The organism is Ketogulonicigenium robustum, assembly GCF_002117445.1.
Classification (GTDB): Bacteria; Pseudomonadota; Alphaproteobacteria; order Rhodobacterales; family Rhodobacteraceae; genus Ketogulonicigenium; species Ketogulonicigenium robustum.
This window is the reverse complement of the sequence record NZ_CP019937.1, coordinates 946,239-973,123: the sequence shown is the minus strand read 5'-3', so window position 1 is coordinate 973,123 and position 26,885 is coordinate 946,239. Positions and strand designations below refer to the sequence as shown.

The window sequence follows — 26,885 nt, the reverse complement described above, 5'->3', positions numbered from 1 at the left end:
CTTTGCCTTGGAAACACCGATGCAGGTTAAACCTGCATAATCTCGGCTTGTTTGGTTTCCAGCGTCTGGTCGACCAGCTTGATGAACTTGTCGGTCAGTTCCTGCACTTCGGTTTCCCAGAACTTGACGTCGTCTTCGGACAGGCCGTCTGCCTTGGCTTTCTTGATCTTGTCCATCCCGTCGCGGCGCAGGTTACGCACAGCCACACGGGCGTGCTCGGCATAACCCGCGGCGACCTTGGTCAGCTCGCGGCGACGCTCTTCGTTCAGCTCGGGGATCGGCAGCATGATGATGGTGCCGTTGGTCTGCGGGTTGATGCCCAGACCGGAATCGCGAATGGCTTTTTCGACCTTGTTGACCATGCCTTTGTCCCAGACATTGATGGTCACCATGCGCGGCTCGGGGACGTTGACGGTGCCCAGCTGGTTGACGGGGGTCATCTGGCCGTAGGCGTCGACCATCACAGGCTCCAACATGCTGCCCGAGGCGCGCCCTGTCCGCAGCGAGGCGAATTCGGTCCGCAGCGAAGAAATGGCGCCATCCATGCGGCGCGTAAGGTCGTCGGTATCAAGTTCGAATTCGTCAGCCATGTCGTTCTCGTCTTGTTGGTATCGGCGCCGCAGGTTGCCCCGTGGCCCAGCCAAGGTTCTACCCGAACCATCAGGCCCGGGCGAGGATCACCACGCTATAGCCGCAAGGTGCGGGGTTTGTATAGGCGCAACACCAGCAAAGCACCATCATTGCCGCATTTCCCCCAGCCCAAGCGGCACAGCGGCGAAGTTGCGGCTGGTAACTTTGGGTAAAATGGGAAATGACAGGCCGACCGCGCGAAATGCACCCCATAAATGACGCCCTGCGTGCGTCGAAGTCAGCCTCATGCCGAACGTTCCCCGTTTTATCCCCCCCCGCTCGGTCTACGACCGCCTTTGTGGTATTTTGGCGCTGATCATGCTGATCTGCGTGTGCGGGGGCCAGATCGGCGGCCAGCACTGGCCACAGCTTGTCGCATTGAACTGGGTGGCCGCGATATGCGCCGTCACCTTGGCCGTGCTACGGCTGCCGAATGTGCGCCCCATTGCCAAAGTTTTCGTGGGCCTTGCCATCGCGGCGGCGGCGGGCGTTTTGCTGTTCGCCCCCCAAAACGCGAACCAGTTGGATCGCGCGCTGCAACAAGGCACCGCGTTTTCAACCTTTCTGACGACGCTGGGGTTGGTGCGCGGGCCGGTGCGTGCATCGCGGTTGGTCGCCACGGCGGCAGCTTACCTGTTTTCCTTCCCCGCCAAATTCCGTACAGCGGCAGTGACTTACGGGTCGCAGTTCCTGACGATCCTGTTCAACCTTGGCACCATCAGCATGATGGCGGATATTGCCAAAAACCACGCCGAGGGCCGCGACAGCGGGGCCGACCCCAAGGCCATCACGCTGGCTGCGCTGCGCGGCACGCTGCTGGCCACCGCATGGAACCCGATCGGGATCGGCTATGCCGTCGTGCTGGCAGCGATTTCGGGGGCAGACCCTGCCTTACTGCTGGCAATTACATTCGGGTCAACGCTGCTGCTGACGGCGTTGGGCCTGCGCGTCGCCAAGATCCAAGACGACAGCATCGCGACCCCAGCCGAGGCCGCGCCCGTCGCGGGCGGCGGTTGGGCGGTTATCGGTCTGCTGGCCGCCGTCGCGGGGCTGATCGCCGCAACGCTGGCGCTGCACTGGGTGCTGCATATCAGTTTTCTGGTCGCCGCGTGTATCGTGCTGCCCGCGATGTCGCTGATCTGGCCGTTGGTCGAACCCTCGGCCCGTGCCGGTGCGCCGCTAAACCCCGTCGCCGCGATGGGCGATGCTTCGGCCAGCACCGCCAGCGAGGCGACGGTTTTCCTCTCGGCTGCGCTGATCAGCGTGCCGGCTGCGCTGTTACTGCACAGCATAGGGCTGGAAAACCTGTTCGAATCCCCCGCCGTCCCTCAGCTGGTTTTCATTTTGGGCTGCATGTTGCTGATCCCGTTGCTGGCAGCCGTTTACGTGCCACACACCATTTCGTTCGTGATCATCACACAGGTGGTCGGCGCCAGTTCGGTCGGGGCGGCGCATCCGCTGTCGCTGGGCCTTGCGCTGATGTTCGCGTGGGCCATGGCGATCTCGATCTCGCCTATTTCGGCGATGTCGCTGATTGCGGGCAACAGCATCGGGCGCAGCGCATTCGATGTCAGCCTCAAGATTAACCGAACCTTCACGTTGGTTACCTTGTGCGGTGCCACAATACTGGTAAGCTTGCTTTATCTGCTGGAATAATTCCGAGCGGTAGCGTGTTTTGCTTTGAACGCGGAATGCGCTGCCTTAATACCTCTGTAGAAACGCATAAAACAGGTGGTCTAGATGCCCAACGCCGACGACACGAACGAAAAAGCCAAACCCGTGAAGAAGGCGCAAGGCGGAAAAGCCGCCGGCGCCGCCAAAAATCGCGGCAAAGCCAAGCCCGAGGGCGATGAGGCCGCAAAGGCCCCTGCTGCCCGCAAAGGAGGCGCCCCCGAGGCCGACAAACCTGATTCCAAGTATTCCAGCGTTCTGATGCGCAGCGGGATCTACAGCGAACAGGACGACGAGGACGATATCGAAGCCCCTGAGGAAGAATCCGCGAAGGACGAGGCCCCGAAAGGTCGCGGTAAGAAAGAGAGCGCATCCGACAACGCCAAACCCGATCAGCTGCGTCGCGCCGACCTCGTTAGCCTTATCGCCAGCGACACATCTGTCGACGCGGCAACGATCCGCACGGTGATCGATTCCGCAATGCGGGCGATATCGGATGCGCTGCATGCAGACAAAAGCCTCGTGCTGCCGCCGTTGGGCAAACTCTCGGTGAAAGCCACGAAGCAAGGCGGCAACGGCCCTGTGATGACCCTACGTCTATCTCAACCGACCCCCAAAGACGCAAAATAAATGGTTGCGAAGGGCGGCTGGGACAGATAACCAGCCGCCCAAGGGTGATTAGCTCAGTGGTAGAGCGCTTCGTTCACATCGAAGATGTCAGGGGTTCAAATCCCTTATCACCCACCATTTTCCCAGCATGACCATCGCAAGACAGTTTGCTTAACTCTATGTAAGATAGCTTTGCTTACAGGGTGAACGTGTCATGGATCCGAACTTCGTCGTTTTGAGCCCTTCGGCTTCTGTGCGAGATATTCTGCCCCATGCGAGAATCTCTTTCTCTATTGGACCTGTCGTCGTTTACGCCTGCCCCTCGTTTCAAGAATCTAAACCCGACATTCGGCGCAGAACGCGCCGGCACTATCGGGCGCAACGGATCAGGCAAAAGCACACTGCTGCGGCTGATCGCGGGCGAGCTGCGCCTCACATTTGGCAGTTTCCAAGCCACGGGCACGCTTCCGATCATGCGGCAAGACGTGACCGCCCGCCCACAAGGCACGATTGCCGATCTGCTGGGCGTCGTCGGCCTGGTCGAGGTGGACTAGAACTTGCGCTCGCGGGTCGGCGCTTCGCTTTTGCGCTCCAGATCGCCCAGAATCGCAAACGCGGCTTGCGCATCTGTCGGGCGGGCAGTCCAGCCGCGCTACGCCTGTGCCAATGCTGCTGATCCTAGAGAACCGACCAACCACCTAGACCTCTACGCTATCACCGCGTTGGAGGCTGCCTTAGCCGATTATGAAGGGACGATTATAGCTGACAGCCGCGGCGACTCATTTCTGGACGCGATTGCTATCGACAAAACAATTGAATTTGAGATTCGATCCCCACACGCGCGAAATTCGGCATGAAAAATCGCCACGGTAGTCAGGGCCGCAGATAATTCCTGTAGACAGATGATCCATAACTTTCCGAGGATGACACAATGAGAATCGAAAGGGCCGGATATGTCTATCGACGCGACACTCAAGGTGTTGACCGAGCGGGTGCAAGAACACGCAAATACCATGCTGACCGAGGAGGCCGTAAAAACGGCGGTCGTATTGCCATTCCTTCAGTCGATGGGTTACGACGTGTTCAACCCCGGCGAGGTGATCCCTGAATTTACAGCGGATGCTGTCGGAAAAAAGGGTGAAAAGGTTGATTACGCTATCAAATTGGATGGTGAAATCCGCATTTTGATCGAATGCAAGCCTATCAGTACGCAGTTGGACAAGAACCATCTTGCGCAGCTTTATCGCTATTTTTCCGTTACCAGCGCCAAATTTGCAATTCTGACCAATGGTCGTTTTTTTTCACTTCTACAGTGATCTTGAAGAGCCGAACAAACTGGACACACGCCCCTTTTTCACTTTCGACATCACCGAGCCGAACGCCCAAGTTCTGGCCGAATTGCGCAAATTCGAAAAGGCAGGATTCGACGTTGACGGGATCCTCGCAAATGCCGAGCGATTGAAATATACATCGGCCCTGAAATCCGAATTCGTCAAACAGATGGAACATCCGACAGATGAATTCGTTCGCGTTTTAGCGTCCCCTGTCCATGAAGGGCGCTTTACAGCCGCCATTCTAGACCAGTACCGCAGTCTGGTGAAAACCGCCTTCCGCGACATTATTCGCGATTCCGTGCAGGATCGGCTGTCGTCGGCGTTGGCCACAACCGACACCAGCGCCGACATCCGCGATGAACCCGAGGTGCCCGACACCGATGTTGTCACCACGCAAGACGAGGTCGAGGGTTTCTTGATCGTCAAGGCGATCGTCTCTTCGGTCATCAAGCCTGGCCGGGTCAGCATGCGCGACCAGAAAAGCTATTGCGGCATATTGGCGGACGATAACAACCGCCGCCCGATCGCGCGCCTGCACTTCAACCGCGCGACGAAATATCTGGGCCTTTTCGATGGCGATTCCGAGGAACGCGTGGTGATCGAACACCTCGACGACATCTATGGTTTTGCCGAACGGCTACGCCAAACCGCGATCAAATACCCGGCCACCTAATCAGCAGTCATTCAGCGGGAAAATCAAACATGTCCGGGTGGTTGAACAGGCTGCCCGTCATAGCGGCATAAAGAATGGTTTTCCCGTCGATACTCTCGGGGCCGCCGCCGATGTTCAGCCATGTCAGCGCCTCGTGGGGGCTGTTGTAGTCGGTTTCCAGCTGCAGGGCATACATGGTATCATTATCGAACAGCACCGCCATTTGATGCGCACCGCAGTCGTGCTGCTTGCATGCGAACAGCACCGAAAACGGTTTTCCGTCCAGCGTGACATCGACCTGCTCGCCCTCGGTCGCGCGGGCGAGCCAGTCAGGCTTGGACATATCAGCAAAAAGCCTGTCAAAACGCGCGGCCCATTCGGGTTCCGCCAGATAGGTGCTTAGCGTGCGCGGGGCATCCTGTGCGTTGGCGGCAGCGGTCATCAGAACAAGGGCAAGCGAAGCAAGGCGCATGGCATCCTCCTAACAGATTGTGGGCAGTCTGCGCGCAACGCGGTGCAGGCAGCAAGCAAAACATGCGTTACATCTCCGTAACACCGACGAACGGGGCGTCACACTGACGTCACATTGGCGCGGTATCGGCCAGCGTCCCGCCCGAACGCGTGGCGTCTATCGATGAAGGTTTCCCGTCTTATGAACATCCTTAAAACCCTCGGCATCGCCTTGCTGGTAGGCAGCTTTGCCACGATCGCCGCAGCCGATATCGACTTTTCGCAGAGCGGCATGGCTGTCACCGAAGGCGGTCACGCCTATGCCAAGGTCAAGAAAGCCGACCGCGTCGACGGCGTCCTGCATGTCGAAATTGAATTTGTGACCGATTATCAGGGCTATTCGGGCGAAACGTTGTACCAGGCCCTTGCAGAAGGCGCGATTTTTATCCGTGCCGGCGATGCCACCTACCCCCCTATCGACAGCGCGGCGGTGCCAGACAAACTGCAACTGACCTTCAACTACAACCCCGAGGCGAGCGCCCGTGTCGGCCGCTGGAAGGCCGACTTTGTAGCCCCCGCGAGTGATGCCGCCGAACTGGTCATGCCCGGCATCGCACCCATCCCGCTGGCGATTCGCGATCGTTAGGCGCGTTTTCCCAAACGTGACTGGGTTTTTCCAAACGTGTCTGGACAGCCGCCCCATTCCAAGGCATCCTACCCCAAAGGATAACGAGGATACCCCAATGACGACTTTGCAACGCATCACCGGCGCACTTCTGATCGGGTTGCTGGCCACCCCCGCCCTTGCCCAAACCATGGACCATTCGGCCCACGGGAACATGGCGATGGAAGGCTATATGGCCGCGATGGATACGATGATGGCCGATATGGACAACATGCCATCGACCGGCAACCCCGATGCCGACTTCATCCTGATGATGATCCCGCACCACCAATCGGCCATCGACATGGCCAAGGTCGAGCTGGAGCACGGCACCGATGACGAGACGCGCGCGCTGGCGCAGCAGATCATCGATGCGCAGGAAAAGGAAATTGCCGAAATGCACGCGATGCTAGACCGCATGGGCGTCAAGGCTGACTAAAGCGACGCGCCCCGCATGGGGCGCGTGCCATCAGGCTGCAGCAGCCGCCGCTTCACGAATACGTTCAATCATCGCGCGCAGGCCGTTCGATCGTTGCGCCGACAGGTGTTCGCGCAGGCCGATCCGGTCGAATTCGGCCATTGCATCCACTTTCGCCACATCCTGCAAAGGCACGCCGTTATACAGCGCAGCCAGAATGGCAATCAGCCCGCGCACGATCAGCGCATCGCTTTCGCCCTCGAACTGATAGCGGCCATCGGCGATGACGGGGTGAATCCAGACTTGGCTGGCGCAGCCCGTGACCTTGGTGGCGGGCACGCGCAGCGCTTCATCCAAGGGCGGCATGGCGCGCCCCAGCTCGATTACGTGGCGATAGCGGTCTTCCCAGTCGTCCAGAAAGGCAAATGTCTCGACGACCTCTTCAAATGCGGGGGTTGCCATGGTTAAGCCCCCTCGCCCAGACGGATCGTCACCACGTTTTGCCCCTTGGCTGCCAGCGCGATTTTGCCTTGGCACAGCGCCAGCGCATCATCCCCAAACAAAGCCAAACGCCAACCGGTCAGCGCCTGCACATCGCGCTGCCCTGCGGCAATCGCATCCAGTTCCGCCGACGACGCGATCAGCTTTTGCGCCACACCTTCGCCTTCGGCGCGCGCTTTCAGCAGCACGCGCAGCAGGTCGGCCAAAGCCGGATTGACCTGCAGGTCTTTTTCCTTCTCGGACGGCAGACGCGGCATCTGGTCGGGGCGCAGCGCCAGCGCGCGCGCGACGGCGGCCAGAATACCATCGGCGATCGGGCCGCGGCGGGCCTCGCGCAGCAGCAAGCGCGCGCCGCTCAGGTCATCCTCGCTGGCGGGCTTCATCGACGCCAGCTCGAGCAGCGCGTCATCCTTGAACACGCGCGAGCGCGGCACGTCTTGCGCTTGGGCGTATTCCTCGCGGAACCTGGCCAGCTCGCGCATCACGGCCAGAAACTTCGGTGAGGATGTGCGCGTTTTCACTCGCAGCCACGCTTGATCGGGGTCGACGCGATAGGTCTCGGGGTTGGTGAGGATGTTCATTTCCTCGGCCACCCATGCAGCGCGGCCCGATTTTTCAATCTGGGCCGAAAGGTTTTCGTAGATCTGCCGCAGGTGAGTCACGTCGGCCAGCGCATATTCCTGCTGGGCGACCGACAGCGGGCGGCGTGACCAATCGGTAAAGCGCGAGGTCTTGTCGATATCGGCCTTGGCGATCTTGCGGGCCAGCGTCTCGTAGCTGACCTGCTCGCCATAACCGCAGACCATCGCGGCGACCTGCGTATCGAACAAGGGCGCGGGGATCAAATCTTGCCCGACCGAAAAAATCTCGAGGTCCTGCCGCGCGGCGTGGAATACCTTGACCACATTCGTGTCGCGAAACAGCGCATAAAGCGGTGCCAGATCGATGCCGTCGGCCAGCGGGTCGACCAAAGCGGCGTCGGCGTGCGGCCCCGAAAACGCCAGCTGCACCAGACACAGCTTGGCGTAATAGGTCCGCTCGCGCAGAAATTCGGTATCGACCGTCACATAGGGGTTCTTGGCAGCCTCGGCACAAAAGCTGGCCAGCGCCGCGGTCGTCGTGATAATTTTCATCAGCTTGCCGTCGCTTGTTCAGTCGCTTCGCTAAAATATGCGGCAAGGCATAGGCCATCGCAGCGGCAAGTAAAAGGGCATCACGCCAGAAAGACGGGTCGCATGTCACCTTCGGCAAAGCGGCGCAGCACGGCGGGGTACAGGCGATGCTCTTGCACCAGCACCTTTTGCGCCAGCGTTTCGGGTGTGTCGTCTGCCGCCACATCCACCCGCGCCTGCCCCAAAATCGGGCCGTCATCCAAGGCTGCGGTCACCAGATGCACGGTGCAGCCATGGGTGGGCACACCTGCCGCAATCGCGCGTTCATGGGTATGCAACCCTTTGAATTCCGGCAAAAGTGAGGGGTGGATGTTCAGCATCCGCCCTTCCCACTGGCGGGTAAACCCGTCGGTCAAGATCCGCATGAAACCTGCCAGACAGACAATGTCGATCTCGGCCGATTGCAACTGCTGCTGGATCGCCGCCTCGAACGCCGCGCGGTCTTTGCCATAGGGGCGATGGTCGACCACGGCGGTCGCAATCCCCAAGGCCGCCGCTTTTTGCAGACCGCCTGCTGTTTCATCATTCGACAGCACCAGCGCCGGCCGCGCGGGGAAGTCCCCCTCCATCGCGCGGACCAAAGCCATCATGTTCGACCCGCCGCCCGAAATCAGGATGGCGACGCGCTTCATACCGACAGCGTGCCCGTATAGGCCACGCCGCTGCCTTCGGTGATGTGGCCAAGGGTATAGACCGCCTCGCCCGCGTCACGCAGCTGCGCGGCAATCGCATCGGCGCGGTCTGCCGCAACCACGACAACCATGCCGATGCCCGCGTTGAATGTCTTGAGCATCTCGGCTTGATCCAGCCCGCCCACATCGCCCAGCCACGCAAATACGGGCGGCAGTGTCCAAGCGTTCAGGTCGATCGTCGCGCCCATGCCCTCGGGCAGAACGCGCGGCAGGTTCTCGGTCAAGCCGCCGCCTGTGATATGTGCCAAGGCGTGCACGCCGCCCGCGCGCACCGCGCCTAGCACCGGCTTCACATAAAGGCGCGTCGGCGTGAGCAGCGCTTGCCCCAGTGGCGCATCGGCAAACGGCGCCGGATCGTTCCAGCCCAGCCCAGCCTTTTCGGCAACTTTGCGAACCAGCGAATAGCCGTTCGAATGCACCCCGTCGGATGCAAGGCCCAGCAGCACATCGCCGGCCGCAACGCCTGCGGGCAGCGCCCCGCCCCGTTCCATCGCGCCAACGGCAAAGCCCGCAAGGTCGAAGTCGCCGTCGTGATACATGCCGGGCATCTCGGCCGTCTCGCCGCCCACCAGCGCGCAACCCGATGCCGCGCAGCCATCGGCGATGCCCGCAATCACGCGGGCAGCTTCGTCAACCGACAGCTTGCCGGTGGCGAAGTAATCCAGAAACAGCAGCGGCTCGGCACCTTGGCAGACCAGATCGTTCACGCACATGGCCACCAGATCAATCCCGATGGTATCCAGATGGCCGGTATCAATCGCGATGCGCAGCTTGGTTCCGACACCGTCTGTCGCCGCCACCAAGATGGGGTCGTCATACCCTGCCGCCTTCAAATCGAACAGCGCGCCAAACCCGCCAAGGCCCGCCATTGTGCCTGCGCGCCGCGTCCGCGCTGCGGCGGGTTTAATCCGCTCGACCAAGGCGTTACCCGCATCAATGTCCACGCCTGCGGACGCATAGGTTAGTTTGCTGTTCGTATCGCTCATGGCTCACCCCGACTTGCCCTGACGTTTCCCGCCCGCCGATACCCCAGATGCCCGCACGAAGCCAGTAGCAACTTGACCCGAAGGCCGCCGTAACCTATCGGATGGGGCACATACCCCGGCAGGTAGACGTCACGGGGGCCTGTAGCTCAATGGTTAGAGCAGAGCGCTCATAACGCTTTGGTTGGGGGTTCGAGTCCCTCCGGGCCTACCAATACCATTTAATTAGAAAGTGCAGCGCTTTCCCGGCAGCAAGGCTGCAGGTAGCGATTCGACGCGCACGCGCGCACCAAACTGGCGCGCGGGCGGGCGTTCCTATCGGCGCCACCCCGCAAACCGCAGCATTTCAGCAAGATTGCGCTATCATCGCCGAAAGGTGGGGGATTTTAGTCAGACCCCCTCGCTAATGCGCGATAACCCTGTATAAGGGCGTTGCAATTCACTGTTGATCGACCTGTTCCGCCTGGCTCAGCTCTCCATTTTCAGCTTTGCAGGGCCGCTGCACGACGCTAGCGGCATTTTTAAGGAATGAGTTCCATGGTCAATGGTACCGTCAAGTGGTTCAACGCCACCAAAGGCTTCGGCTTTATCGCACCCGAAACCGGCGCGAAAGACATCTTCGTGCACATTTCGGCTGTTCAACGCTCGGGCCTGACCGGTCTGAACGACGGCCAAAAAGTTTCGTTCGACATCGAACAAGGCCGTGACGGCCGCGAATCGGCGATCAACCTCGAACTGGCCTAAGGGTCACGTTTTCGCGGATAAAGCGGGGCGGATGTAAATCCGCCCCGCTTTTTTTTGTGCCAAGGTACGCTTAGATTGCACGCTTAGAACTTTGGCGCAGTGTCACCTGCGGGGGCGAATACGTCGCCGATGCAGCGGCGCGCATCAAACGTCTCGCGCGCGATATCTTCCATGATCTTCTCGACATCCAGCCCTGTGATCTTGCCAGCGCGCTTCATGATGCGGCTATCGATAATCACGGTGTCGAGGTTGGCCGCGCGGGCGTTACGGGCGATCATCCCCTCGACAAAACCATAGGGCACCATGATCAGGTCGTCGGCGCGCACCAAATCGATGTCGTCAAGTCTACCCAACGTTATCGATCGGGTGCGGGGCCGCGATACCCAGTGCCTTTGCGCCATTGATTGTGCCCATCCGGATGGCATCAGGGAAGTTCACGGGCACAAGCCCCTCGGTCGAGGTGCCGGTATGCGGGATGCCCATGTAGAACGCCGTCGCCATGGATTCGCACATGTCGATCGGCGCCAGCGTATTGCCGCCAAACGACGGCGACACGCGCACGTCGTCGTTGAACATATGCACCATCTGTTCCGCGATATAGCCGGAATTGCCCAAGCGCAGTTCGGAATGCACCGAATACGACAGCGACGCCCTCGCCTCGGCCATCGCGACGCGGTCTTCGGGCTTGGCGTGGACGATCAGCGATTTCGGGCCCCAATAGCCCCAGTCACGAACCTGCTCGACCCCAAAGGAATAGTTGCCCTGCCCTGCATGAACCGCCGTCATCAGGTTGTAGCCAAAGGCCCAGTTCATCTCGCGGCTGTATACCTCCTTGCCCAGCGTTTTCTGGCTGCGGCCGTTGAAGCCGAAATCGAGCAACCCCTGAAACGGCGAGGCGCTGCCGAACCACGTCTTCATCGTCTCCTCGGCCAGCGCGAAATCGATGGCTTCCGCAGCGGGTAAACCGTCGCGATGGCCAAAGGTGAACAGCGACCGCACGCCGCTATCGGCATGGGCCTGCACTTCGTCATTCATCGTGTCGACAGACATAGTGTGGTGGCCATCCGTGTGCATGTTAGTGTTGCCAGCGTGACCACTTCGGCAAATGCCAACATGTCGCTGGCGTGCATCATAGCAGGCAAGAAAGCGCGTTAGGCTGGGAATTATGCGAGCCTAGGGGCCGGCATATTGCACATCCGGCTGGCACAGATTCTGCCAGTGCGTTTCGAGCATCACGATCATGCGGCTGGCGTCGATTTCCTCGGTGCCGGGGGCATGGCAAGGTGGGGGCCGATGGAAACAATCTCGCCGCGCTTCACATGAAATTCAGTCGCCTCTGGACCACCCAGCGCGTCGTCGACTGTCAGAAAATCGGCCTTCCGGATGACGATTTCACCGCGTTCGCGGCTTGTCCGGTACCCTACGCCTTGGTCCAGTTGGGCATTACAGGCCGGACTTGCGCCCAGAACGCCCGCACCATTCAATCCACCCGCCCCCAGCAGCAAACTTCGGCGTGATCGCCGCCGACGTAGTTAGTTTTTTGTCAGCCGCTCGCCGTACCAATCGCAAGCGTCGTTGTGATCTGCCATGACTAGCTCCTCTAGGTGCCTCAAGGATCAGCAGCCGCTTTTCGCTGTTCTTCCCGCATCGCGGGGCGCCCAAGCACTGGCCCAAAATTTGAAGAATGGGTCTATTTTTGGCGCTCAGATCAAACGCGCGACCGCTCGCCGCCTGCAACGAAACAATTGCCCGCCCGCACCCATGCGCCGCATAATGACAGCGCGCGCCATAAAAATGCACCGGACAAGGAAAAGCCCATGCGTTATGCCCTGCTTCCAGCCGCACTGATCGCCCTCACCACCGCAAGCCACGCCCAGCAGCCAACGTGGCCCGTCGACGGCGCAGCCCGCGTCCCGTCCAAAGCGATGGAGTTTCCGACCACCCTCGACCCCGTGGGAAAACCCCTTGACGCCCTACTGAACGAGGGGGCCAGCATCATATCCTCGTTTTTGGGGGAAACAGGGCCGATCATCACTATCGCCAATGATGGGAAATATACGTTTTGCCTGATCCACGGCGCAAATCCGCAGACAGATCAAAATGTCGCAACATCAGAATGTTATGCACTGAACTAGCCGCGGCTCTGCAAAATTTAAATCGGCTTGGGCGTGAAAAAAATACGCCCAAGCCTGTAAGCCGCGCTATATCTCCACGCGATTTGTAACACCGAATGACTTACCATTCGCCACATGGCGCGCCACCAAAGACCGCGCCTTACCGCCACTGATAAAGGGGCGCGCAGGTTGAACAAAATGGCTCATTTCCGTCAAAGCAGGGAAAATGGCGAACAATTCATCGCGCGCACTTTGCCCCATCATTGTCAGCGCCTGCGGCCCCAAATAAAGGCTTTCAGACGCAATCCCGTTTGCAAAAACAATACCATGATCGTCCAGCGCGAAATGCACATATGTGACGGGCGCCAAATCATCGCGAATGCTGACACCGGGCAAACCCACCAAATGCTTCGCCGCGACCAACACTTCAGCGGCGCCGCCCATACGCGCCGCAATGCGCGACGAGACCATAACGCGATGCTGCTGCGAAACGGTCAGATCAGTACGCGGCAGGCCATCCCCAAGCGAACCAGCCGTGATGTGTACCGGCCGCAGCTTGAGCGCGCGCGCCAGCGCATGCGTACTCAGCGTCTTCTTGTCGATCCAGCGGATCGGCTGCAAGCCACGGTCCTGCGTCATGACCAAATCACCCACAGACAGCCCTCCGGCCGCCCGATAGCCATCTGCGGTCAAGATCATCGCGTCTGCGCCAAAGCAAATCGCCTGCCGCAAATCCGCCGTTACCGTACCGACGGGCGTGCCCTGGTTCGCAACAACGGTTCCCGCCATGTCACGGTACATGACACTGCCCGGCTCAATCGTATGATTGGTCGAGAAGAAAACGTAGGTCACGCCGGTGCCGGTACTGCTCTCGTATGGCAACAAAACAATATAGAGGTCAAACGGATTTCCCTCGGCATCTACGCCCGGGAAATATACCGCTAAATCCAAAGACGACCCCGCCGAAACGAGAATCGTTTCATCGGACCCCGGTTGCGGCAAGATAAGGTCCTCGACCAGCGTTGTGGAAGGGTCGCCACTGGCAAACAGGCCATCCGCATCATCAATGACCATCTGCCGTGTATGCCCTATCGTATAAATAGAGCTTGTGTCATTCGTAGTAACATCACCTGCAGTGAAGACAGTTAGCGTGTATTGCGCCATCGCACTCAACCTTCGAAAGAACAAACGGCCACAGCATACGCCTAAAAGGTGCGCGCACGGCCAACATTGCGCAGCGTTACCCTACAAAATTCGTGCCACAAAGCGGATTTTTTCATCTGCAACCACAACTTAATGAATCGTGCAAACTGCGATAAAAAAGCGGCATTATTTTGAAAGGAATTAGCATAGCGCTTTCACGCGCAGCCGCAGAAAATTTGGAATAACCAGTTCCGCGATAAAGGCATTGGCCAAAGAGCTTCCAGCCTTGCAACCTTGAGCGAAAATAAAGGCCAGAAACGAACCAAAGCCCCGTGAGTCTATTGCATATGTGCACATCATCAAACGAAAAACCACCGAAAGGCCGGCTAGCTGCGCCGACAAGTGATGGCAAAACAATCGTTCAGGGAATATGGCGGACAGTGAGGGATTCGAACCCTCGAGACGGTCTCCCGCCTACACACTTTCCAGGCGTGCGCCTTCGACCACTCGGCCAACTGTCCAACGCGCTTCTCATGCAGAAGAAACGCGAGTTTTGCAAGGGGTTATCCAGCGGAAACCCCTTGCAAAATCAATCTTCGGCGTTCGCCTCGGCGCGGCTCTTGCCGGATACGTCCATTGCAAGGGTCGCGGCCATGAAACCGTCCAAATCGCCATCAAGCACACCCTGGGTATCGGATGTTTCAAACCCGGTGCGCAAATCCTTCACCATTTGGTAGGGCTGCAGCACATAGGATCGGATTTGGTTGCCCCAGCCTGCATCGCCCTTGGCCTCGTGGGCCTCGTTGATGGCGGCGTTGCGCTTATCCAGCTCCAGTTGATACAGGCGCGATTTCAGGGCCTTCATGGCGATTTCACGGTTCTGGTGCTGCGACTTTTCCGAACTGGTCACAACGATCCCTGTCGGGAAGTGGGTGATCCGCACGGCCGAGTCGGTCTTGTTGACGTGCTGTCCACCCGCCCCGGACGAGCGGTAGGTGTCCAGACGAATGTCCTTGTCCAGCACCTCGATCTCGATGTTATCGTCAACCACCGGATACACCCAGACCGAGCTGAACGACGTATGCCGCCGCGCCGCCGAATCGTAGGGCGAGATGCGTACCAAGCGGTGAACACCCGATTCCGACTTCAGCCAACCATAGGCGTTATGGCCGGAGATTTTGTAAGACACCGACTTGATGCCGGCCTCTTCCCCCGGGCTTTCCGATTGCATTTCAACCGTATAGCCCTTTTTCTCGGCCCAGCGGACATACATCCGCGCCAAGATCGAGGCCCAGTCGCAGCTTTCGGTGCCGCCCGCGCCTGCGTTAATTTCCAAGAAGGTGTCGTTGCCGTCGGCCTCGCCGTTCAGCAGTGCCTCGATCTCTTTTTGCGCCGATGTCTCGCGCAGCGCGCGAAGGGCTTCCTCGGCCTCGGCGACGACATCGTCATCACCCTCGGCCTCGCCCATCTCGATCAGCTCGATATTATCGCTCAACTCGCGACGTAGGCCGTCGACGGTGCCGATCTGGTCGACCAGAATCTGGCGCTCGCGCATAAGCTTCTGGGCGGCCTCGGGGTTGTCCCACAGGGTCGGGTCTTCAACGCGCGCGTTGAATTCTTCCAGCCGGTAGCCAGCCGTTTCCCTGTCCATCCGCTGGGCGACCAGATCGATGGATTTTTCAATGGCGGCAATAATATCTCGCGTTTCGCTACGCATGGCTGTCCCGACTTTAAAACTCCGGCCGCTTCTAGACCGACCGGCCCGATCAGTAAAGACCACCCGAGGTCACGGTGCCGAAGGTGGCGTTGTCGCCCACCGTCGCCGTGCTTCCCGAGGAGTTGCGCACGTTGCGCGAAGCCGCCACGACTTCGTCCACCAGCGGCAAATCCGCCGACATCGCAAACCCACCGTCGAAGGTGACGCCGAAGATCGGCTCGTTCCCGGCGCGGAAGCATTCGGCCTGAACGTTGTCGCCGGTGCTGCCGTCGGGCAGTCGCGCGCCGCTGAAACGGTCGATGTTGATGAAACGGCAATCAGCCGGCACATGGAACGGGCCGCCGCCATATTCCTTGATCGCGGCCGACATGGCGCGCTGGAACACGGGGCCGCACAGCCCCCCGCCCGAGACCGCACCCATCGGTTCGGGGCTATCATAACCAATATAGCAGCCCGCGACGATGTTCGACGAATAGCCGATGAACCACGCATCTTTCGCGTCATTAGTCGTGCCGGTCTTACCGGCAATCGGCACCGGCAGGCGGACCGAGCGGCCCGTGCCGCGCTGCACCACGCCCTGCATCATCGACGTCAGCTGATAGGCCGTGACCTCGTTCATGATCCGCTCGCGCGGGTGGTCGACCTCGGGGCTGACGCCGCCGGGCAGGCTTGGCGCACTACAGTTCACGCAGCGGCTTTGGTCGTGGCGATAGATGGTGTTGCCATAGCGGTCCTGCACGCGGTCAACCAGCGTGGGCTCCACCCGCTCGCCCCCGTTTGCGAACATCGCATAGGCGGCAACCATCTTGTAAAGCGTTGTTTCCTCGGACCCTAGCGATGCGGCCAGCACGGGGTTCATGTGGTCATAGACACCAAAACGCTCGGCATATTCGGCGACGGTGTTCATGCCCACTTCCTGCGCCAAACGAATGGTCATCAGATTGCGCGACTGTTCGATACCCGTGCGCAGCGGCGTCGGGCCGTAGAAGCGGTTCGACGCGTTTTGCGGACGCCACGGGCCTTGCGGCGTCATGATTTCCACCGGCGCGTCAACCACGATGGTCGCGGGCGTGTAGCCACTATCCAGCGCGGCGGCATATACGAACGGCTTGAAGCTGGACCCCGGCTGACGACGCGCCTGCGTCGCACGGTTAAACACCGACGACTGGTACGAGAACCCGCCCTGCATCGCCAAAACACGGCCCGTGTTGACGTCCATTGCCATGAACGCCCCCTCGACCGCGGGCACCTGCCGCAGCGTCCAGCGCACAAAACTACCGTCGCCGTCTGCCGTCATGCGGCGCACCAGCACAACATCGCCAACCTTGAAGTTGTCAAAGAAGTTGCCACGCAGCCATTCGATGTCGCGGCGGGGCACAACGGGCGTCTCGGGGTCGTCCATCGCGACCCCCTCGATCCCCAAACGCAGCTGGCTATCCTCGACCCCCAACACGACGGCGGGCAGCCACGGGCTATCCAGCGTGATGTCGCGGGGTACCTCGGCGGCGGCCAAAGCGGCGCGCCAAGCGCTTTCGTCGCTCAGCGCTTCCTCGGGGATCGTCTTGCCGGTGCCGTGCCAGCGCCCGCGACCACGGTCGTAATCCTCCAGCGCGCGCTGCAGCGCATGGGCCGCCTCGATCTGCAACGGCTCGTCCACCGTCGCGCGGATCGAAAGGCCACCGTTGAAGAACTGGTCTTCACCAAAGTTGCGCGACAGTTGGCGGCGGATCTCATCAGTAAAATAGTCGCGCGGCGGCAGACTCGACCGGAACGAGGGGTAATCCCCCGACTGCACGGTGCGCAGATCCTCGTGCGGGCTTCGTCGTAGGCGGGCTGGTCGATGTAGCCATCGGCCAACATGCGGCCCAGCACATAGTTGCGGCGCGATACCGCCTGATCGTGCTGGCGCACGGGGTGCAGGTTGCTGGGGCTTTGCGGCAGTGCGGCCAGATAGGCGGCCTCGGCCGGCGTCAACTCATCCAGCGACTTGTTAAAATAGGTCTGCGCAGCAGCGGCGACGCCATAGGAATTCTGCCCCAGAAAAATCTCGTTCAGATACAGCTCGAGGATCTTTTCCTTGTCCATGACCTGTTCGATCCGGACAGCCAGAATGATTTCCTTGATTTTCCGTTCCGCCGTGCGCGAGCCATCGAGCAGGAAGTTCTTCATCACCTGCTGCGTGATGGTCGACGCGCCGCGCATATCCTGCCCGCGCGAGCGGACAGCCTCGACAAACGCCGCCATCATGCCCCGTAGGTCAAAGCCGGGGTGGGTGTAGAAATTCTGGTCTTCCGCCGCAACGAAAGCATGCTTCACCAGCGCCGGGATCTGGTCGGCGGGCACAAACAGGCGCCGCTCGTTCGCGAATTCGTCGATAATGCTGCCCTCGCCCGAATAAATCCGGCTGATGGTGGGCGGCGAATATTGGGCCAAGGTCTCGTAGCTGGGCAAATCACGACTGTAGACGTAGATCACCGCGCCCATGCTGAGCGCGCCGAACACCAGCGCCAAACAGATGAACGAGAAAATCCCGCCGAAAAACGAAGTGATAAATCGAAGCACGCGCGGCGACCCCTTTGGCAAACTGCCCTTTGCGGCGGCCCGATCCGGCAGGGCCACCCAATTACTGCCCCGCCTTATAACCAGCGCGGCCCATAAGGTCAAAACACGCTTGACTGAACCGCCACTAGCGGCGCTGCAACGGCCCCAGCGCCGATTCAGATTGCGCCCAATCCTGCAAGCCGCTGACGATCCCCAATATAATCGCCTGACGGCCGATGACGGTATCCAGCCGCGTACGCTCGGCCGGGTTCGATATAAACCCGGCCTCGATCAGAACCGAGGGAAAATCGGCTGCGTTCAGAACCCACAGCGGCGCGCGGCGATGCGGATGGTCGTTCATCGCCGCCCCCGCGCCGCGCAAATGGGTCACCAGCGCGGTGGCCAGCCGCTCGGACGCGGGGCCGGTTTCGCGGCGCGCCAAATCCATCAGCACCCCCGCAACCGTGTCGTCCTGCCCCGCCAGATCGACGCCGCCCAGCAGATCACCGCGATTATGGCGCTCGGCCATCAGGGCGGTGGCGCGGTCGGCGGCCTCGGCCCCTTGGGTGTAAACCACCGCGCCACGCACCTGCGGCTGATCCACCGCATCAACGTGCAGCGATATGAACACATCCGCGCCCGCCGCCCGCGCAAGAGTCATCCGTTCGGACAAGGGCACGAAAACATCCTCGCTACGGGTCAGCACGGGCTGGAAATCGCCCGTGCGCTGCAACGCGTCGGCCAGCTCATGCGCCAGCGTCAGCATCAGGCGCGCCTCGACCACGCCATCGCGCTGCGCGCCGGGGTCAATCCCGCCATGGCCCGCATCAATTGCAACCACCAAACGCCCGTCTTCATTAGGTTTTGGTACGGCGGCAGGGATCATATCCCAGCCTGTCGCCTGCGGAATTCCGGCGTCGTGCATAAAGCTCTCGGCATCGGTGGGGGCCAGACGCACCTGCAACCGCGCCGCCCCATTACCCGCATCCACGCGCATCTCGGCGCTGGCCACGCGCAGCGGCGCGGGCAGATCCAGCACCAGCCGCGACCACCCCGGCCGCATAGCCCCAAAACGCAACGCAGCTTCGGGCAGGCCTTGCAGCAAATCCGCCGCGCGGGCCTGCCCAAAGTCGACGGCCCGAAAATCCAGCACAAGGCGGCGCGGTTCATCCAGCGTGAACACCCGCCACGGCACAACTTGCGAGAGGCCCAAATCCAACGCGGCGCCGCCACCTTCAACGACGATCCGGCTCTGCCCCGCATCAAGGCGCGCCAGCCCCGCCATCTGCGCCTGCGCACCCGCGCTGCACAGGGCAAACACCAGCGCCAGCCAAATCGCCCGCAGCATCAGCGCACCCCCGCCGCACGCTTGGCCATAAAGGCCTGAAGACGGGCGATGCCTTCGACAATATCCGCCGTCTGGCGCGCATAGCAAAACCGCATCCAGCGCTGGCCTTCCTCGGGGTCGAAATCAACGCCGGGCGCGGCGGCGATGCCCGCCTCATCCAGCAGATCGGCGGCAAAGGTCAGCGAATTGTCGGTATAGGCGCTGACATCGACATAAATATAGAACGCCCCGTCGGGCGGCGCAAAACGGTCGAGCCCCGCCGCGCGCAAACCCGCAACCAGCAAGTCGCGGTTGGCGGCATAAACCGCCAAATTCGCGTCCAACTCGGGCCGTGCATCCAAGGCATAAAGGGCCAAACGCTGCGCGGCGTGGCCGGGGCAAATGAACATATTCTGCGCCAACCGCTCGACCTGCCGGACTTGGTCTTCGGGCACGACCATCCAGCCGACGCGCCACCCCGTCATCGAGAAATACTTTGAGAAGCTGTTGATCACATAGACATCATCGGTGACATTCAGCGCCGAGATCGCCGGTATGCCGTATTCTATTCCATGATAAATCTCGTCCGAAATCAGCGATATATCATGCGATCTGCATGCATCACTTAAATTCGAATAAGCCGCACGATCCAGCATGGTTCCTGTCGGGTTCGCGGGCGATGCGACCAGCAGCCCCGCCAAATCCAACCCCGCCAAATCAGCCGCAACCGGCTGCATGCGGTTTTCCATGCCCGTGCGGATACCCACAGGCTGCATATCCAGCGCGCGCAAAATTTGCCGATAGCTAGGGTAGCACGGATAACCCAAACCCACCCGCGCGCCGGTCTCGAACAACGCGTTAAACGCCAGCAAAAACGCACCCGACGCGCCTGCCGTCACCACCACACGCGCCGGATCCAAATCAACGCCGTAAACATCGGCATAATGCTGCGCGATGCGGGCGCGCAGTTCAGGCAAGCCTAAACCTACGGTGTAGCCCATAGCATCGCCCTGCAATTCACCCACCAAACGGGCCAAGGCAGCCTGCGGCGCGCCGGTCGATGGCTGGCCGACCTCCATATGAATGATGTGCCGCCCCTCGGCCTCGGCCTTACGCGCGGCCTCCATCACATCCATCACGATAAACGGGTCGACATCTCCGCGCTGCGACAGTTTCATCTCGGCCTCCGGCTTGGGTCTTGTGGCGCCTTTCTGGCACATCCGCCCGCCTCAGGCCAGAGCGCGCGCCGCGCCAAAGATGTGATCGCGCGGCGGTGAAAGGCGGCTTGGCTTTCGCGGCTGGCTGTGAACAATGGCGCAAAACGAACAGGACGGAACCTTTATGCGCAAGCCCCTACTGGCCCTACCCGCAACGCTGGCCCTGCTGGCCGGATTGTCGCAGCCCGCCATGGCCTTTGACCCGGCAGCGATGACCGACAGTGAAAAGACCGCATTCGGCATCGCCATCCGCGACTATCTGCTGTCCCACCCCGAAGTAGTGATGGAGGCCGTGCAAGCCCTGCGCGACAAGGAATATGCAGCCCAAAGCGACCGCGACACGCAAATGATCGCCTCGCTGGAAGACCAGCTGTTTGATGACGGCTATTCGTGGGTCGGCGGCAACCCCGAGGGCGATGTGACCATCGTCGAATTCATGGATTACCGCTGCGGCTACTGCCGTCAGGCCTTCTCGGAGGTCGAGGAACTGGTTGCCAGCGACGGCAATATCCGCCTGATCGTTAAGGAATACCCGATCCTGACCGAGGGCTCGACCCTGTCGTCGCAATTCGCCATCGCCGCCAAGCTGATCTACGGCGATGATGCCTACAAAACCCTACACGATGCGCTAATTACCATGCGTGCCGATGCGACTCCCGAAACGCTGGTCGATCTGGCCAATACGCTGGGCTTTGACGGCGCATCCATCGCCACCCGCGCCCAAAGCTTTGAAGTGTCGGATATGATCGGACGCAACCACGATCTGGCGCGGCAACTGCAAATCAGCGGCACGCCCACGTTCATCCTGAACGGCACCATGCAGCGCGGGTATGAACCGCTCGACAGCATGCGCGCCCGCGTTGCCGCGCTGCGCGCCGAAGGCTAATTACTCGGCCGCCTTGCTGGCAGCGTCCAGCTGGGCGGCCTTTTCTTCGACCTGCTCGACAATGTGGTCGATCATCTGTTCGTTCGACATGCGGTGCGACTGGCGGCCGGCCAAATAGACCATACCGTTCCCGTTCCCGCCGCCGGTCCAACCCACATCAGTCATCAACGCCTCGCCCGGGCCATTCACGACGCAACCGATGATCGAGAGGCTCATCGGCGTCTTGATATGCTCTAGCCGCCGCTCCAAAATCTCGACCGTCTTGATCACGTCGAATCCCTGCCGCGCGCAGCTGGGGCAGGAAATGATATTGACGCCGCGGTGGCGCAGACCCAGCGACTTCAGAATATCGTAGCCGACCTTCACCTCCTCGACCGGATCGGCCGAGAGGCTGACGCGGATCGTATCGCCGATCCCCATCCACAGCAGATTGCCCAACCCGATCGCAGACTTGATCGTCCCCGACATCAGCCCGCCCGCCTCGGTAATTCCCAAGTGGATGGGCGCCTCGGTGGCATCCGCCAGCAGCTGGTAGGCCGCAGCCGACAGAAACACATCCGACGCCTTGACCGAAATCTTGAAGTTCAGAAAGTCGTTGTCTTCCAGTATCTTGATATGATCCAGCGCGCTTTCCAGCATCGCATCGGGGCAAGGCTCGCCATACTTTTCCAGCAAGTGCCGCTCGAGCGAGCCGCCGTTCACCCCGATCCGCATGGAACAGTTATGATCGCGCGCCGCCTTGATCACCTCGCGCACACGATCGGCATTGCCGATATTGCCGGGGTTGATGCGCAGACACGCCGCGCCCGCCTCGGCGGCCTCGATCCCGCGTTTATAGTGGAAATGGATGTCGGCGACGATCGGCACAGGGCTTTCGCGGCAAATCTCTTTCAGCGCGCGCGAGGAATCCTCGTCCGGCACCGAGACGCGCACAATGTCTGCCCCCGCATCCGCCGCGCGGATAATTTGGTCCAGCGTGCCGCGCACATCGGTGGTCAGCGTGTTGGTCATGGTCTGCACCGAAATCGGCGCACCATCGCCAACCGGCACATTTCCCACCATCACACGGCGCGACTTGCGCCGTTGAATTTCGCGCCACGGACGAATGGAATTCAGCGACATTGGATCCTCTATCGACGCAGAAGGCGCCCTTCCCCAATCTAGGCGCGTTGGGCCGCAGGCTCAACCACCCGCGACCGTTTCACGCATTATTGCGGAGTGACCAATTGGGCGACGCGCACCACCTCGGCCAAGGCATCGTCGCGCGATAGATCGGCAATCTGAAACCGCTCGGACACGGCATTTGCCGACAATTCGATGTTCGATGTCACAACGCCCGACCGGCCGACCGGCCCGTGGGGCACGCCGTTCACCGCCAAATACATCGCACCGGATTCGCCCACACGCACACGCGGCGCAGCGGCCATCGCGGGCACGGCATAGGTCTGGCCGGCCGACATGATCCCTTCGAACAACACGGTGCCGTCGGCAGCGTTCACGCGCACCCACGACGGGCGCACGGCAACCAGCTGCAGCGGCGGCTGCGGCGCATCGGTGACTTGCACGCTGGGGGTCGCGGCATCGGTAATACCCGACGCGGCAATCTGCTGCACGGCAGCCTCGGACGGGGCACGGCTAGGCAGGTTCGGGCCCTGAATCTGCGCTTGCGCGATACGGGTGAAGGCCGCGCTAGTGTCGGGCGTCAGCGCCGAAATCGGGCCGTCGCGCGCGATCAGCACCGGCAGATCCAGCGCCTGCGGCCGGTAAAGGCGGGCCAGCGCCTCGTTCGTGGGGGCGACGGGCGACAGATCTGCCGCAACAGCCTGCGGGCGCCCCCCGCCTGCCAGCGGATCAACATCGGTCACCACCAGCGGCGCTTGTTCCACAGGGGCCAACTGCACGCGCTGCACCTCTTGGATGACAGTCCATGCACCATAGCCAAGGCCGGCGACCAGCGCGGCCAGCACCATGATCGACCCGATAGCGCGCGGCTCGATCCCCGAAAACAACCGTTCGCCCGCCGGAATGAAGGGCGTGCGCGATGCGGTGAAAATATCGCGGCTGCCATCGTTGCGCGCAATCACAGCGCGGCTTTCCTCGCGCTGCGTGGTGGCCCCAACGATGCTGGCGGTCGGGCGGAACCCGCTTTCCTTGCAGAATGTCGCAAAGGTCGCATCGGGGTCCATATTCAGGTAGCGCGCGTAGGACCGCACATATCCCGCAATGAACCCCGGCGTATCAAAAACGGACGGATCACAGTTTTCGATCGCGGCAATATAGGCAGCCTTGATCTTCAGTTCGCGTTGCACGTCGAGCAGGCTTTTGCCCATCGTCGCACGCTCGCCCCGCATAAGATCACCCAGACGCATCTCGAAATCGTCGAAGCCTTTGGCTTCGACGACCTGTTCGATCGCATTCTTGCGCCGAAAGGCCTGCCTGATCATGCAGATGTCCCGCTTCTGCCCGTTGTCGCGAAGGTTTGATTCGACAAATCCCCCGCCTCTTATGCGGAAATATCACAGGCTATAGAAATTTACAGCCCATCTTGTGGTTTCACCCCACCATATCGGCACGATTTAGCGCGCAATGCGACCATAGGCTGTCCAAGGCCTTGATCAACGCGTCCATCTCTTTGGGGCCGTGCACGGGCGACGGGGTAAAGCGCAAACGCTCGGTCCCGCGGGGCACGGTGGGGAAATTGATGGGCTGCACGTAAATGCCATACTGCTCCAGCAGCATGTCCGACATCAGCTTGGTGTGCTTGGGGTCGCCGACGATCACCGGAACGATATGCGATCCATGGTCGATTACCGGCAGGCCCAGCATTTTCAGCCGCGTTTTCAACACGCTCGCCCGCTCTTGGTGCAGACGGCGGATGTCTTCGTCGCCCTTCAGGTGACGCACGGCCGCCAGCGCGCCCGCAACCACCACCGGCGGCAGCGAGGTCGAGAAGATGAACCCTGGCGCGTAAGACCGCACGGCATCCATCATCTTGGCCGAACCGGCCACATACCCGCCGTGCACACCAAAGGCCTTGCCCAGCGTGCCGTTAAAAATGTCGATGCGATGCTGCAGCCCGTCGCGTTCCGACACGCCGCCGCCGCGCTTGCCGTACATACCAACGGCATGCACTTCGTCCAAATATGTCAGCGCGCCGAATTCGTCGGCCAGATCGCAAATCGCGGCTATGGGGCCAAAATCGCCATCCATCGAATAAACGGATTCGAATGCGATCAGCTTGGGCGCAGCCGGATCATCGGCGGCCAACAGCTCGCGCAGATGCGCGACATCGTTGTGGCGGAAGATGCGCTTTTCACCGTTATAGCGGCGCACCCCTTCGATCATCGAAGCGTGGTTCAGCGCGTCCGAATAAATGATCAGCCCCGGGAACAAGATCCGCAGCGTCGACAATGTGCCGTCATTCGCATTGTAGGCCGATGTGAACAGCAGCGCGGCTTCAGCGCCATGCAGGTCGGCCAGCTCGGCCTCCAACTGCTTGTGGTAGACGGTGGTGCCGGAAATATTCCGCGTCCCGCCCGATCCTGCGCCGACGGCGTCCAGCGCCTCGTGCATGGCGGACAAAACGGCAGGATGCTGCCCCATGCCCAGATAATCGTTCCCGCACCAGACGGTAACCGGACGGGTCGACCCGTCGGGGTGGTGCCATACAGCATGGGGGAATTGACCGTTTTCGCGCGCAAGGTCGATAAAAGTGCGGTAGCGTCCCTCGGCGTGAAGACGGTTGAGGGCTGTATCTAGCTGGGCGTCGTAATCCACTGGCTTGCCTTTCAAGTCTCCGGGCCCACCACGCTGCGGCGGGTCTGTCCCGTCCGTCATATAAACCAGATTCTCTGCCGACAAGATAAGAATGGTTCCAAATTAGCCCCACGAGGGTAAAAATTCCTGCGCTTTGCAGAAAAAACGTCAAAAGAATCGTGATCGGCCCGCACCGCCTCGACATGGCGACATGATCGGGGCAAGTCTTCCGCAACCCAAGATCCCCAGACCGAGGAGAGTCGCTTTGTCGCTAGAAACCCCCAAACTGTCCGAAATCCTGACCGAAATCGACAACGCGCTGCCCGCCGCGACCGAGCGTCTTTTCGATCTTCTGCGCATCCCCTCGATCTCGACCGATCCGGCCTATGCAGGCGATGTTGCGACCGCCGCCGACTGGCTGGTGACCGAGCTGACGGCCCTTGGCTTTGACGCCAGCGTGCGCCCCACCCCCGGCCACCCGATGGTCGTCGCGCACAGCAAAGGCGAAGGCCCGCATATCCTGTTCTACGGCCACTACGACGTGCAGCCGGTCGACCCGCTGCCGCTGTGGAACCGTCCGCCCTTTGACCCCGCGCTGGAAGAAACCGACAAGGGCACCGTTATCCGTGGCCGCGGCACTGCCGACGACAAAGGCCAGCTGATGACCTTTGTCGAGGCCTGTCGCGCCTTTAAAACCGTGACCGGCGCCCTGCCCGGCAACATCACTATCTTCCTTGAGGGTGAGGAAGAATCCGGCTCGCCGTCGCTTGTCCCGTTCATGAAAGAGCATGCGGACGAGCTGCGCGCCGACATGGCGCTGATCTGCGACACCGGCATGTTCAACGCCGACACCCCTGCCATCACCACGCAACTGCGCGGCCTGCTGGGCGAGGAAATCACCATCAAAGCTGCCGACCGCGACTTGCACTCGGGGCATTTCGGCGGCGCGGCGCAGAACCCCATCCGTGTGCTGACCAAAATTCTGGCCAGCCTGCATGACGAGACCGGCCGCATCACCGTGCCGGGCTTTTATGACGGCGTGCCCGAAATCTCGAACGCCCTGCGCGCCCAGTGGGAAGACCTCGGCTTTGACGACAAGGCCTTCTTGGGCGATGTCGGGCTGTCGATCCCCGCAGGCGAACAAGGCCGCAGCGTGCTGGAACAAATTTGGGCGCGCCCGACCTGCGAATTCAACGGCATCCTCGGCGGTTACACCGGCGACGGTTTCAAAACCGTCCTGCCCGCCGAAGCCTCGGCCAAGGTCTCGTTCCGCCTTGTCGGCACCCAAGACCCGCACGCCATCCGCGAGTCGTTCCGCGCCCTCGTCCGCAGCATGGTGCCCGCTGACTGCGAGGTTGAATTCCACGGCCACGGCGCATCGCCCGCCAGCGTGATGTCGACCGAAAACCCCATGTTCGAGCAGGCCCGCGCCGCGCTAACCGACGAATGGCCCCGCCCCGCCGCCTTTATTGGCGCTGGCGGCTCGATCCCCATTGCCGGCTATTTCAAAACCTACCTCGGCATGGACGCGATGCTGATCGGTTTCGGCTTAGAGGACGACCAGATCCATTCGCCCAACGAAAAATACGATCTGCGGGCCTTCCACAAAGGCAGCCGGTCGTGGGCGCGGATCTTGGGCAAGATCTACGGCGTTGAATAAGCGT

General features: G+C 60.9%; 26 protein-coding genes, 3 tRNA genes and 1 pseudogene. 13 read left to right on the top strand and 17 right to left on the bottom strand.

The window, feature by feature from the left end; all coding sequences use genetic code 11:
- Nucleotides 1-26: 26 nt before the first annotated feature.
- Nucleotides 27-590 (bottom strand): ribosome recycling factor, encoded by a 564-nt coding sequence (gene frr, locus BVG79_RS04955; protein ID WP_085785909.1) that lies wholly within the window; start codon nt 588-590, stop codon nt 27-29.
- Nucleotides 591-876: 286 nt separating this feature from the next.
- On the opposite strand from frr, the gene BVG79_RS04950 reads away from it, so the two are divergent.
- The 6 genes from BVG79_RS04950 to BVG79_RS04930 all read left to right on the top strand — a co-directional run bounded on the left by BVG79_RS04950 (nt 877) and on the right by BVG79_RS04930 (nt 4,917).
- Complete coding sequence (locus BVG79_RS04950; protein WP_236951425.1) at nt 877-2,286, top strand: hypothetical protein; 1,410 nt, start codon at nt 877-879, stop codon at nt 2,284-2,286.
- An 84-nt stretch (nt 2,287-2,370) separates the two neighbouring features.
- Nucleotides 2,371-2,931 carry an HU family DNA-binding protein gene (locus BVG79_RS04945; protein WP_085785908.1) on the top strand — a complete coding sequence of 187 codons (561 nt, stop codon included), beginning with the start codon at nt 2,371-2,373 and terminating at the stop codon, nt 2,929-2,931.
- A gap of 42 nt (nt 2,932-2,973) precedes the next feature.
- A tRNA-Val gene (locus BVG79_RS04940) sits at nt 2,974-3,048 on the top strand.
- A 134-nt stretch (nt 3,049-3,182) separates the two neighbouring features.
- Nucleotides 3,183-3,464, top strand: coding sequence for an ATP-binding cassette domain-containing protein (locus tag BVG79_RS04935; RefSeq protein ID WP_085785907.1), 282 nt, complete (start codon nt 3,183-3,185; stop codon nt 3,462-3,464).
- A gap of 399 nt (nt 3,465-3,863) precedes the next feature.
- Entirely contained in the window at nt 3,864-4,226 is a 363-nt protein-coding gene (locus BVG79_RS13730) for a type I restriction enzyme HsdR N-terminal domain-containing protein (RefSeq protein ID WP_236951424.1), read from the top strand.
- Complete coding sequence (locus tag BVG79_RS04930) at nt 4,198-4,917, top strand: hypothetical protein (protein WP_236951423.1); 720 nt, start codon at nt 4,198-4,200, stop codon at nt 4,915-4,917. Before BVG79_RS13730 ends, BVG79_RS04930 begins: the two co-directional genes overlap by 29 nt.
- Before the next feature lie 7 nt (nt 4,918-4,924).
- Here the strand turns inward: BVG79_RS04930 and BVG79_RS04925 are convergent, their stop codons facing one another.
- Complete coding sequence (locus BVG79_RS04925) at nt 4,925-5,368, bottom strand: Ivy family c-type lysozyme inhibitor (RefSeq protein WP_085785906.1); 444 nt, start codon at nt 5,366-5,368, stop codon at nt 4,925-4,927.
- Between the two features lie 180 nt (nt 5,369-5,548).
- On the opposite strand from BVG79_RS04925, the gene BVG79_RS04920 reads away from it, so the two are divergent.
- Together BVG79_RS04920 and copM are read left to right on the top strand one after the other, a co-directional pair.
- Nucleotides 5,549-5,992, top strand: coding sequence for a hypothetical protein (locus BVG79_RS04920; protein WP_085785905.1), 444 nt, complete (start codon nt 5,549-5,551; stop codon nt 5,990-5,992).
- Between the two features lie 97 nt (nt 5,993-6,089).
- Complete coding sequence (copM, locus tag BVG79_RS04915) at nt 6,090-6,449, top strand: CopM family metallochaperone (RefSeq protein ID WP_085785904.1); 360 nt, start codon at nt 6,090-6,092, stop codon at nt 6,447-6,449.
- A gap of 30 nt (nt 6,450-6,479) precedes the next feature.
- Here the strand turns inward: copM and BVG79_RS04910 are convergent, their stop codons facing one another.
- The 4 genes from BVG79_RS04910 to purM all read right to left on the bottom strand — a co-directional run bounded on the left by BVG79_RS04910 (nt 6,480) and on the right by purM (nt 9,779).
- A complete protein-coding gene (locus BVG79_RS04910) occupies nt 6,480-6,890 on the bottom strand; it encodes a SufE family protein (protein ID WP_085785903.1) in 411 nt (136 codons plus the stop codon).
- Between the two features lie 2 nt (nt 6,891-6,892).
- Complete coding sequence (gene rnd / locus BVG79_RS04905) at nt 6,893-8,062, bottom strand: ribonuclease D (RefSeq protein ID WP_085785902.1); 1,170 nt, start codon at nt 8,060-8,062, stop codon at nt 6,893-6,895.
- 80 nt (nt 8,063-8,142) lie between these two features.
- Nucleotides 8,143-8,733, bottom strand: coding sequence for a phosphoribosylglycinamide formyltransferase (purN, locus tag BVG79_RS04900; RefSeq protein ID WP_085785901.1), 591 nt, complete (start codon nt 8,731-8,733; stop codon nt 8,143-8,145).
- The gene (gene purM, locus BVG79_RS04895; protein ID WP_085785900.1) at nt 8,730-9,779 is read right to left on the bottom strand and encodes a phosphoribosylformylglycinamidine cyclo-ligase; all 1,050 of its coding nucleotides are present in this window, start codon (nt 9,777-9,779) and stop codon (nt 8,730-8,732) included. The genes purN and purM overlap by 4 nt, the downstream gene beginning before the upstream one ends.
- A 135-nt stretch (nt 9,780-9,914) precedes the next feature.
- Here purM and BVG79_RS04890 point away from each other — a divergent pair.
- Together BVG79_RS04890 and BVG79_RS04885 are read left to right on the top strand one after the other, a co-directional pair.
- Nucleotides 9,915-9,990: transfer RNA gene (locus tag BVG79_RS04890), tRNA-Ile, on the top strand.
- A 323-nt stretch (nt 9,991-10,313) separates the two neighbouring features.
- Complete coding sequence (locus BVG79_RS04885) at nt 10,314-10,520, top strand: cold-shock protein (RefSeq protein ID WP_085785899.1); 207 nt, start codon at nt 10,314-10,316, stop codon at nt 10,518-10,520.
- Between the two features lie 83 nt (nt 10,521-10,603).
- On the opposite strand, the gene BVG79_RS04880 is transcribed toward BVG79_RS04885, so the two are convergent.
- Together BVG79_RS04880 and BVG79_RS04875 are read right to left on the bottom strand one after the other, a co-directional pair.
- Nucleotides 10,604-10,873, bottom strand: a complete 270-nt coding sequence (locus BVG79_RS04880) for a hypothetical protein (protein WP_085785898.1) — start codon at nt 10,871-10,873, stop codon at nt 10,604-10,606.
- Entirely contained in the window at nt 10,866-11,570 is a 705-nt protein-coding gene (locus BVG79_RS04875) for an amidohydrolase family protein (RefSeq protein ID WP_157115620.1), read from the bottom strand. Before BVG79_RS04875 ends, BVG79_RS04880 begins: the two co-directional genes overlap by 8 nt.
- A 767-nt stretch (nt 11,571-12,337) precedes the next feature.
- Here BVG79_RS04875 and BVG79_RS04865 point away from each other — a divergent pair.
- A complete protein-coding gene (locus BVG79_RS04865; protein ID WP_157115619.1) occupies nt 12,338-12,655 on the top strand; it encodes a hypothetical protein in 318 nt (105 codons plus the stop codon).
- A 66-nt stretch (nt 12,656-12,721) separates the two neighbouring features.
- Here the strand turns inward: BVG79_RS04865 and BVG79_RS04860 are convergent, their stop codons facing one another.
- The 6 genes and pseudogenes from BVG79_RS04860 to BVG79_RS04835 all read right to left on the bottom strand — a co-directional run bounded on the left by BVG79_RS04860 (nt 12,722) and on the right by BVG79_RS04835 (nt 20,540).
- On the bottom strand, nt 12,722-13,798 hold the full coding sequence (locus BVG79_RS04860) for a Hint domain-containing protein (RefSeq protein ID WP_085785894.1): 1,077 nt from the start codon (nt 13,796-13,798) through the stop codon (nt 12,722-12,724).
- 410 nt (nt 13,799-14,208) lie between these two features.
- Nucleotides 14,209-14,298, bottom strand: a tRNA-Ser gene (locus BVG79_RS04855).
- A gap of 68 nt (nt 14,299-14,366) precedes the next feature.
- The gene (gene prfB / locus BVG79_RS04850; protein ID WP_085785893.1) at nt 14,367-15,494 is read right to left on the bottom strand and encodes a peptide chain release factor 2; all 1,128 of its coding nucleotides are present in this window, start codon (nt 15,492-15,494) and stop codon (nt 14,367-14,369) included.
- A gap of 49 nt (nt 15,495-15,543) precedes the next feature.
- Nucleotides 15,544-18,056 (bottom strand): annotated as a pseudogene (locus BVG79_RS04845) (penicillin-binding protein 1A).
- A 124-nt stretch (nt 18,057-18,180) separates the two neighbouring features.
- Nucleotides 18,181-19,383 (bottom strand): N-acetylmuramoyl-L-alanine amidase, encoded by a 1,203-nt coding sequence (locus BVG79_RS04840; RefSeq protein ID WP_085785892.1) that lies wholly within the window; start codon nt 19,381-19,383, stop codon nt 18,181-18,183.
- Complete coding sequence (locus tag BVG79_RS04835; RefSeq protein WP_085787255.1) at nt 19,383-20,540, bottom strand: pyridoxal phosphate-dependent aminotransferase; 1,158 nt, start codon at nt 20,538-20,540, stop codon at nt 19,383-19,385. The genes BVG79_RS04840 and BVG79_RS04835 overlap by 1 nt, the downstream gene beginning before the upstream one ends.
- Nucleotides 20,541-20,703: 163 nt before the next feature.
- Between BVG79_RS04835 and BVG79_RS04830 the strand changes: the two genes are divergently transcribed.
- The gene (locus tag BVG79_RS04830; RefSeq protein ID WP_085787254.1) at nt 20,704-21,465 is read left to right on the top strand and encodes a DsbA family protein; all 762 of its coding nucleotides are present in this window, start codon (nt 20,704-20,706) and stop codon (nt 21,463-21,465) included.
- On the opposite strand, the gene ispG is transcribed toward BVG79_RS04830, so the two are convergent.
- From ispG to hemA, 3 genes are all read right to left on the bottom strand, one after another.
- The gene (gene ispG / locus BVG79_RS04825) at nt 21,466-22,587 is read right to left on the bottom strand and encodes a flavodoxin-dependent (E)-4-hydroxy-3-methylbut-2-enyl-diphosphate synthase (protein WP_085785891.1); all 1,122 of its coding nucleotides are present in this window, start codon (nt 22,585-22,587) and stop codon (nt 21,466-21,468) included. It abuts the gene before it with no gap.
- Nucleotides 22,588-22,673: 86 nt separating this feature from the next.
- Entirely contained in the window at nt 22,674-23,909 is a 1,236-nt protein-coding gene (locus BVG79_RS04820; protein ID WP_085785890.1) for a helix-turn-helix domain-containing protein, read from the bottom strand.
- Between the two features lie 109 nt (nt 23,910-24,018).
- Nucleotides 24,019-25,242 carry a 5-aminolevulinate synthase gene (gene hemA / locus BVG79_RS04815; RefSeq protein WP_085785889.1) on the bottom strand — a complete coding sequence of 408 codons (1,224 nt, stop codon included), beginning with the start codon at nt 25,240-25,242 and terminating at the stop codon, nt 24,019-24,021.
- A gap of 244 nt (nt 25,243-25,486) precedes the next feature.
- On the opposite strand from hemA, the gene BVG79_RS04810 reads away from it, so the two are divergent.
- The gene (locus tag BVG79_RS04810) at nt 25,487-26,881 is read left to right on the top strand and encodes a M20/M25/M40 family metallo-hydrolase (RefSeq protein ID WP_236951422.1); all 1,395 of its coding nucleotides are present in this window, start codon (nt 25,487-25,489) and stop codon (nt 26,879-26,881) included.
- Nucleotides 26,882-26,885 lie beyond the last annotated feature (4 nt).

Excerpts from the sequence above, each read along its gene's own strand:
- frr (WP_085785909.1), bottom strand. The coding sequence starts at position 590 with ATGGCTGACGAATTCGAACTTGATACCGACGACCTTACGCGCCGCATG.
- BVG79_RS04950 (WP_236951425.1), top strand. The coding sequence starts at position 877 with ATGCCGAACGTTCCCCGTTTTATCCCCCCCCGCTCGGTCTACGACCGC.
- BVG79_RS04945 (WP_085785908.1), top strand. The coding sequence starts at position 2,371 with ATGCCCAACGCCGACGACACGAACGAAAAAGCCAAACCCGTGAAGAAG.
- BVG79_RS04935 (WP_085785907.1), top strand. The coding sequence starts at position 3,183 with ATGCGAGAATCTCTTTCTCTATTGGACCTGTCGTCGTTTACGCCTGCC.
- BVG79_RS13730 (WP_236951424.1), top strand. The coding sequence starts at position 3,864 with ATGTCTATCGACGCGACACTCAAGGTGTTGACCGAGCGGGTGCAAGAA.
- BVG79_RS04930 (WP_236951423.1), top strand. The coding sequence starts at position 4,198 with ATGGTCGTTTTTTTTCACTTCTACAGTGATCTTGAAGAGCCGAACAAA.
- BVG79_RS04925 (WP_085785906.1), bottom strand. The coding sequence starts at position 5,368 with ATGCGCCTTGCTTCGCTTGCCCTTGTTCTGATGACCGCTGCCGCCAAC.
- BVG79_RS04920 (WP_085785905.1), top strand. The coding sequence starts at position 5,549 with ATGAACATCCTTAAAACCCTCGGCATCGCCTTGCTGGTAGGCAGCTTT.
- copM (WP_085785904.1), top strand. The coding sequence starts at position 6,090 with ATGACGACTTTGCAACGCATCACCGGCGCACTTCTGATCGGGTTGCTG.
- BVG79_RS04910 (WP_085785903.1), bottom strand. The coding sequence starts at position 6,890 with ATGGCAACCCCCGCATTTGAAGAGGTCGTCGAGACATTTGCCTTTCTG.
- rnd (WP_085785902.1), bottom strand. The coding sequence starts at position 8,062 with ATGAAAATTATCACGACGACCGCGGCGCTGGCCAGCTTTTGTGCCGAG.
- purN (WP_085785901.1), bottom strand. The coding sequence starts at position 8,733 with ATGAAGCGCGTCGCCATCCTGATTTCGGGCGGCGGGTCGAACATGATG.
- purM (WP_085785900.1), bottom strand. The coding sequence starts at position 9,779 with ATGAGCGATACGAACAGCAAACTAACCTATGCGTCCGCAGGCGTGGAC.
- BVG79_RS04885 (WP_085785899.1), top strand. The coding sequence starts at position 10,314 with ATGGTCAATGGTACCGTCAAGTGGTTCAACGCCACCAAAGGCTTCGGC.
- BVG79_RS04875 (WP_157115620.1), bottom strand. The coding sequence starts at position 11,570 with ATGTCTGTCGACACGATGAATGACGAAGTGCAGGCCCATGCCGATAGC.
- BVG79_RS04865 (WP_157115619.1), top strand. The coding sequence starts at position 12,338 with ATGCGTTATGCCCTGCTTCCAGCCGCACTGATCGCCCTCACCACCGCA.
- BVG79_RS04860 (WP_085785894.1), bottom strand. The coding sequence starts at position 13,798 with ATGGCGCAATACACGCTAACTGTCTTCACTGCAGGTGATGTTACTACG.
- prfB (WP_085785893.1), bottom strand. The coding sequence starts at position 15,494 with ATGCGTAGCGAAACGCGAGATATTATTGCCGCCATTGAAAAATCCATC.
- BVG79_RS04840 (WP_085785892.1), bottom strand. The coding sequence starts at position 19,383 with ATGCTGCGGGCGATTTGGCTGGCGCTGGTGTTTGCCCTGTGCAGCGCG.
- BVG79_RS04835 (WP_085787255.1), bottom strand. The coding sequence starts at position 20,540 with ATGAAACTGTCGCAGCGCGGAGATGTCGACCCGTTTATCGTGATGGAT.
- BVG79_RS04830 (WP_085787254.1), top strand. The coding sequence starts at position 20,704 with ATGCGCAAGCCCCTACTGGCCCTACCCGCAACGCTGGCCCTGCTGGCC.
- ispG (WP_085785891.1), bottom strand. The coding sequence starts at position 22,587 with ATGTCGCTGAATTCCATTCGTCCGTGGCGCGAAATTCAACGGCGCAAG.
- BVG79_RS04820 (WP_085785890.1), bottom strand. The coding sequence starts at position 23,909 with ATGATCAGGCAGGCCTTTCGGCGCAAGAATGCGATCGAACAGGTCGTC.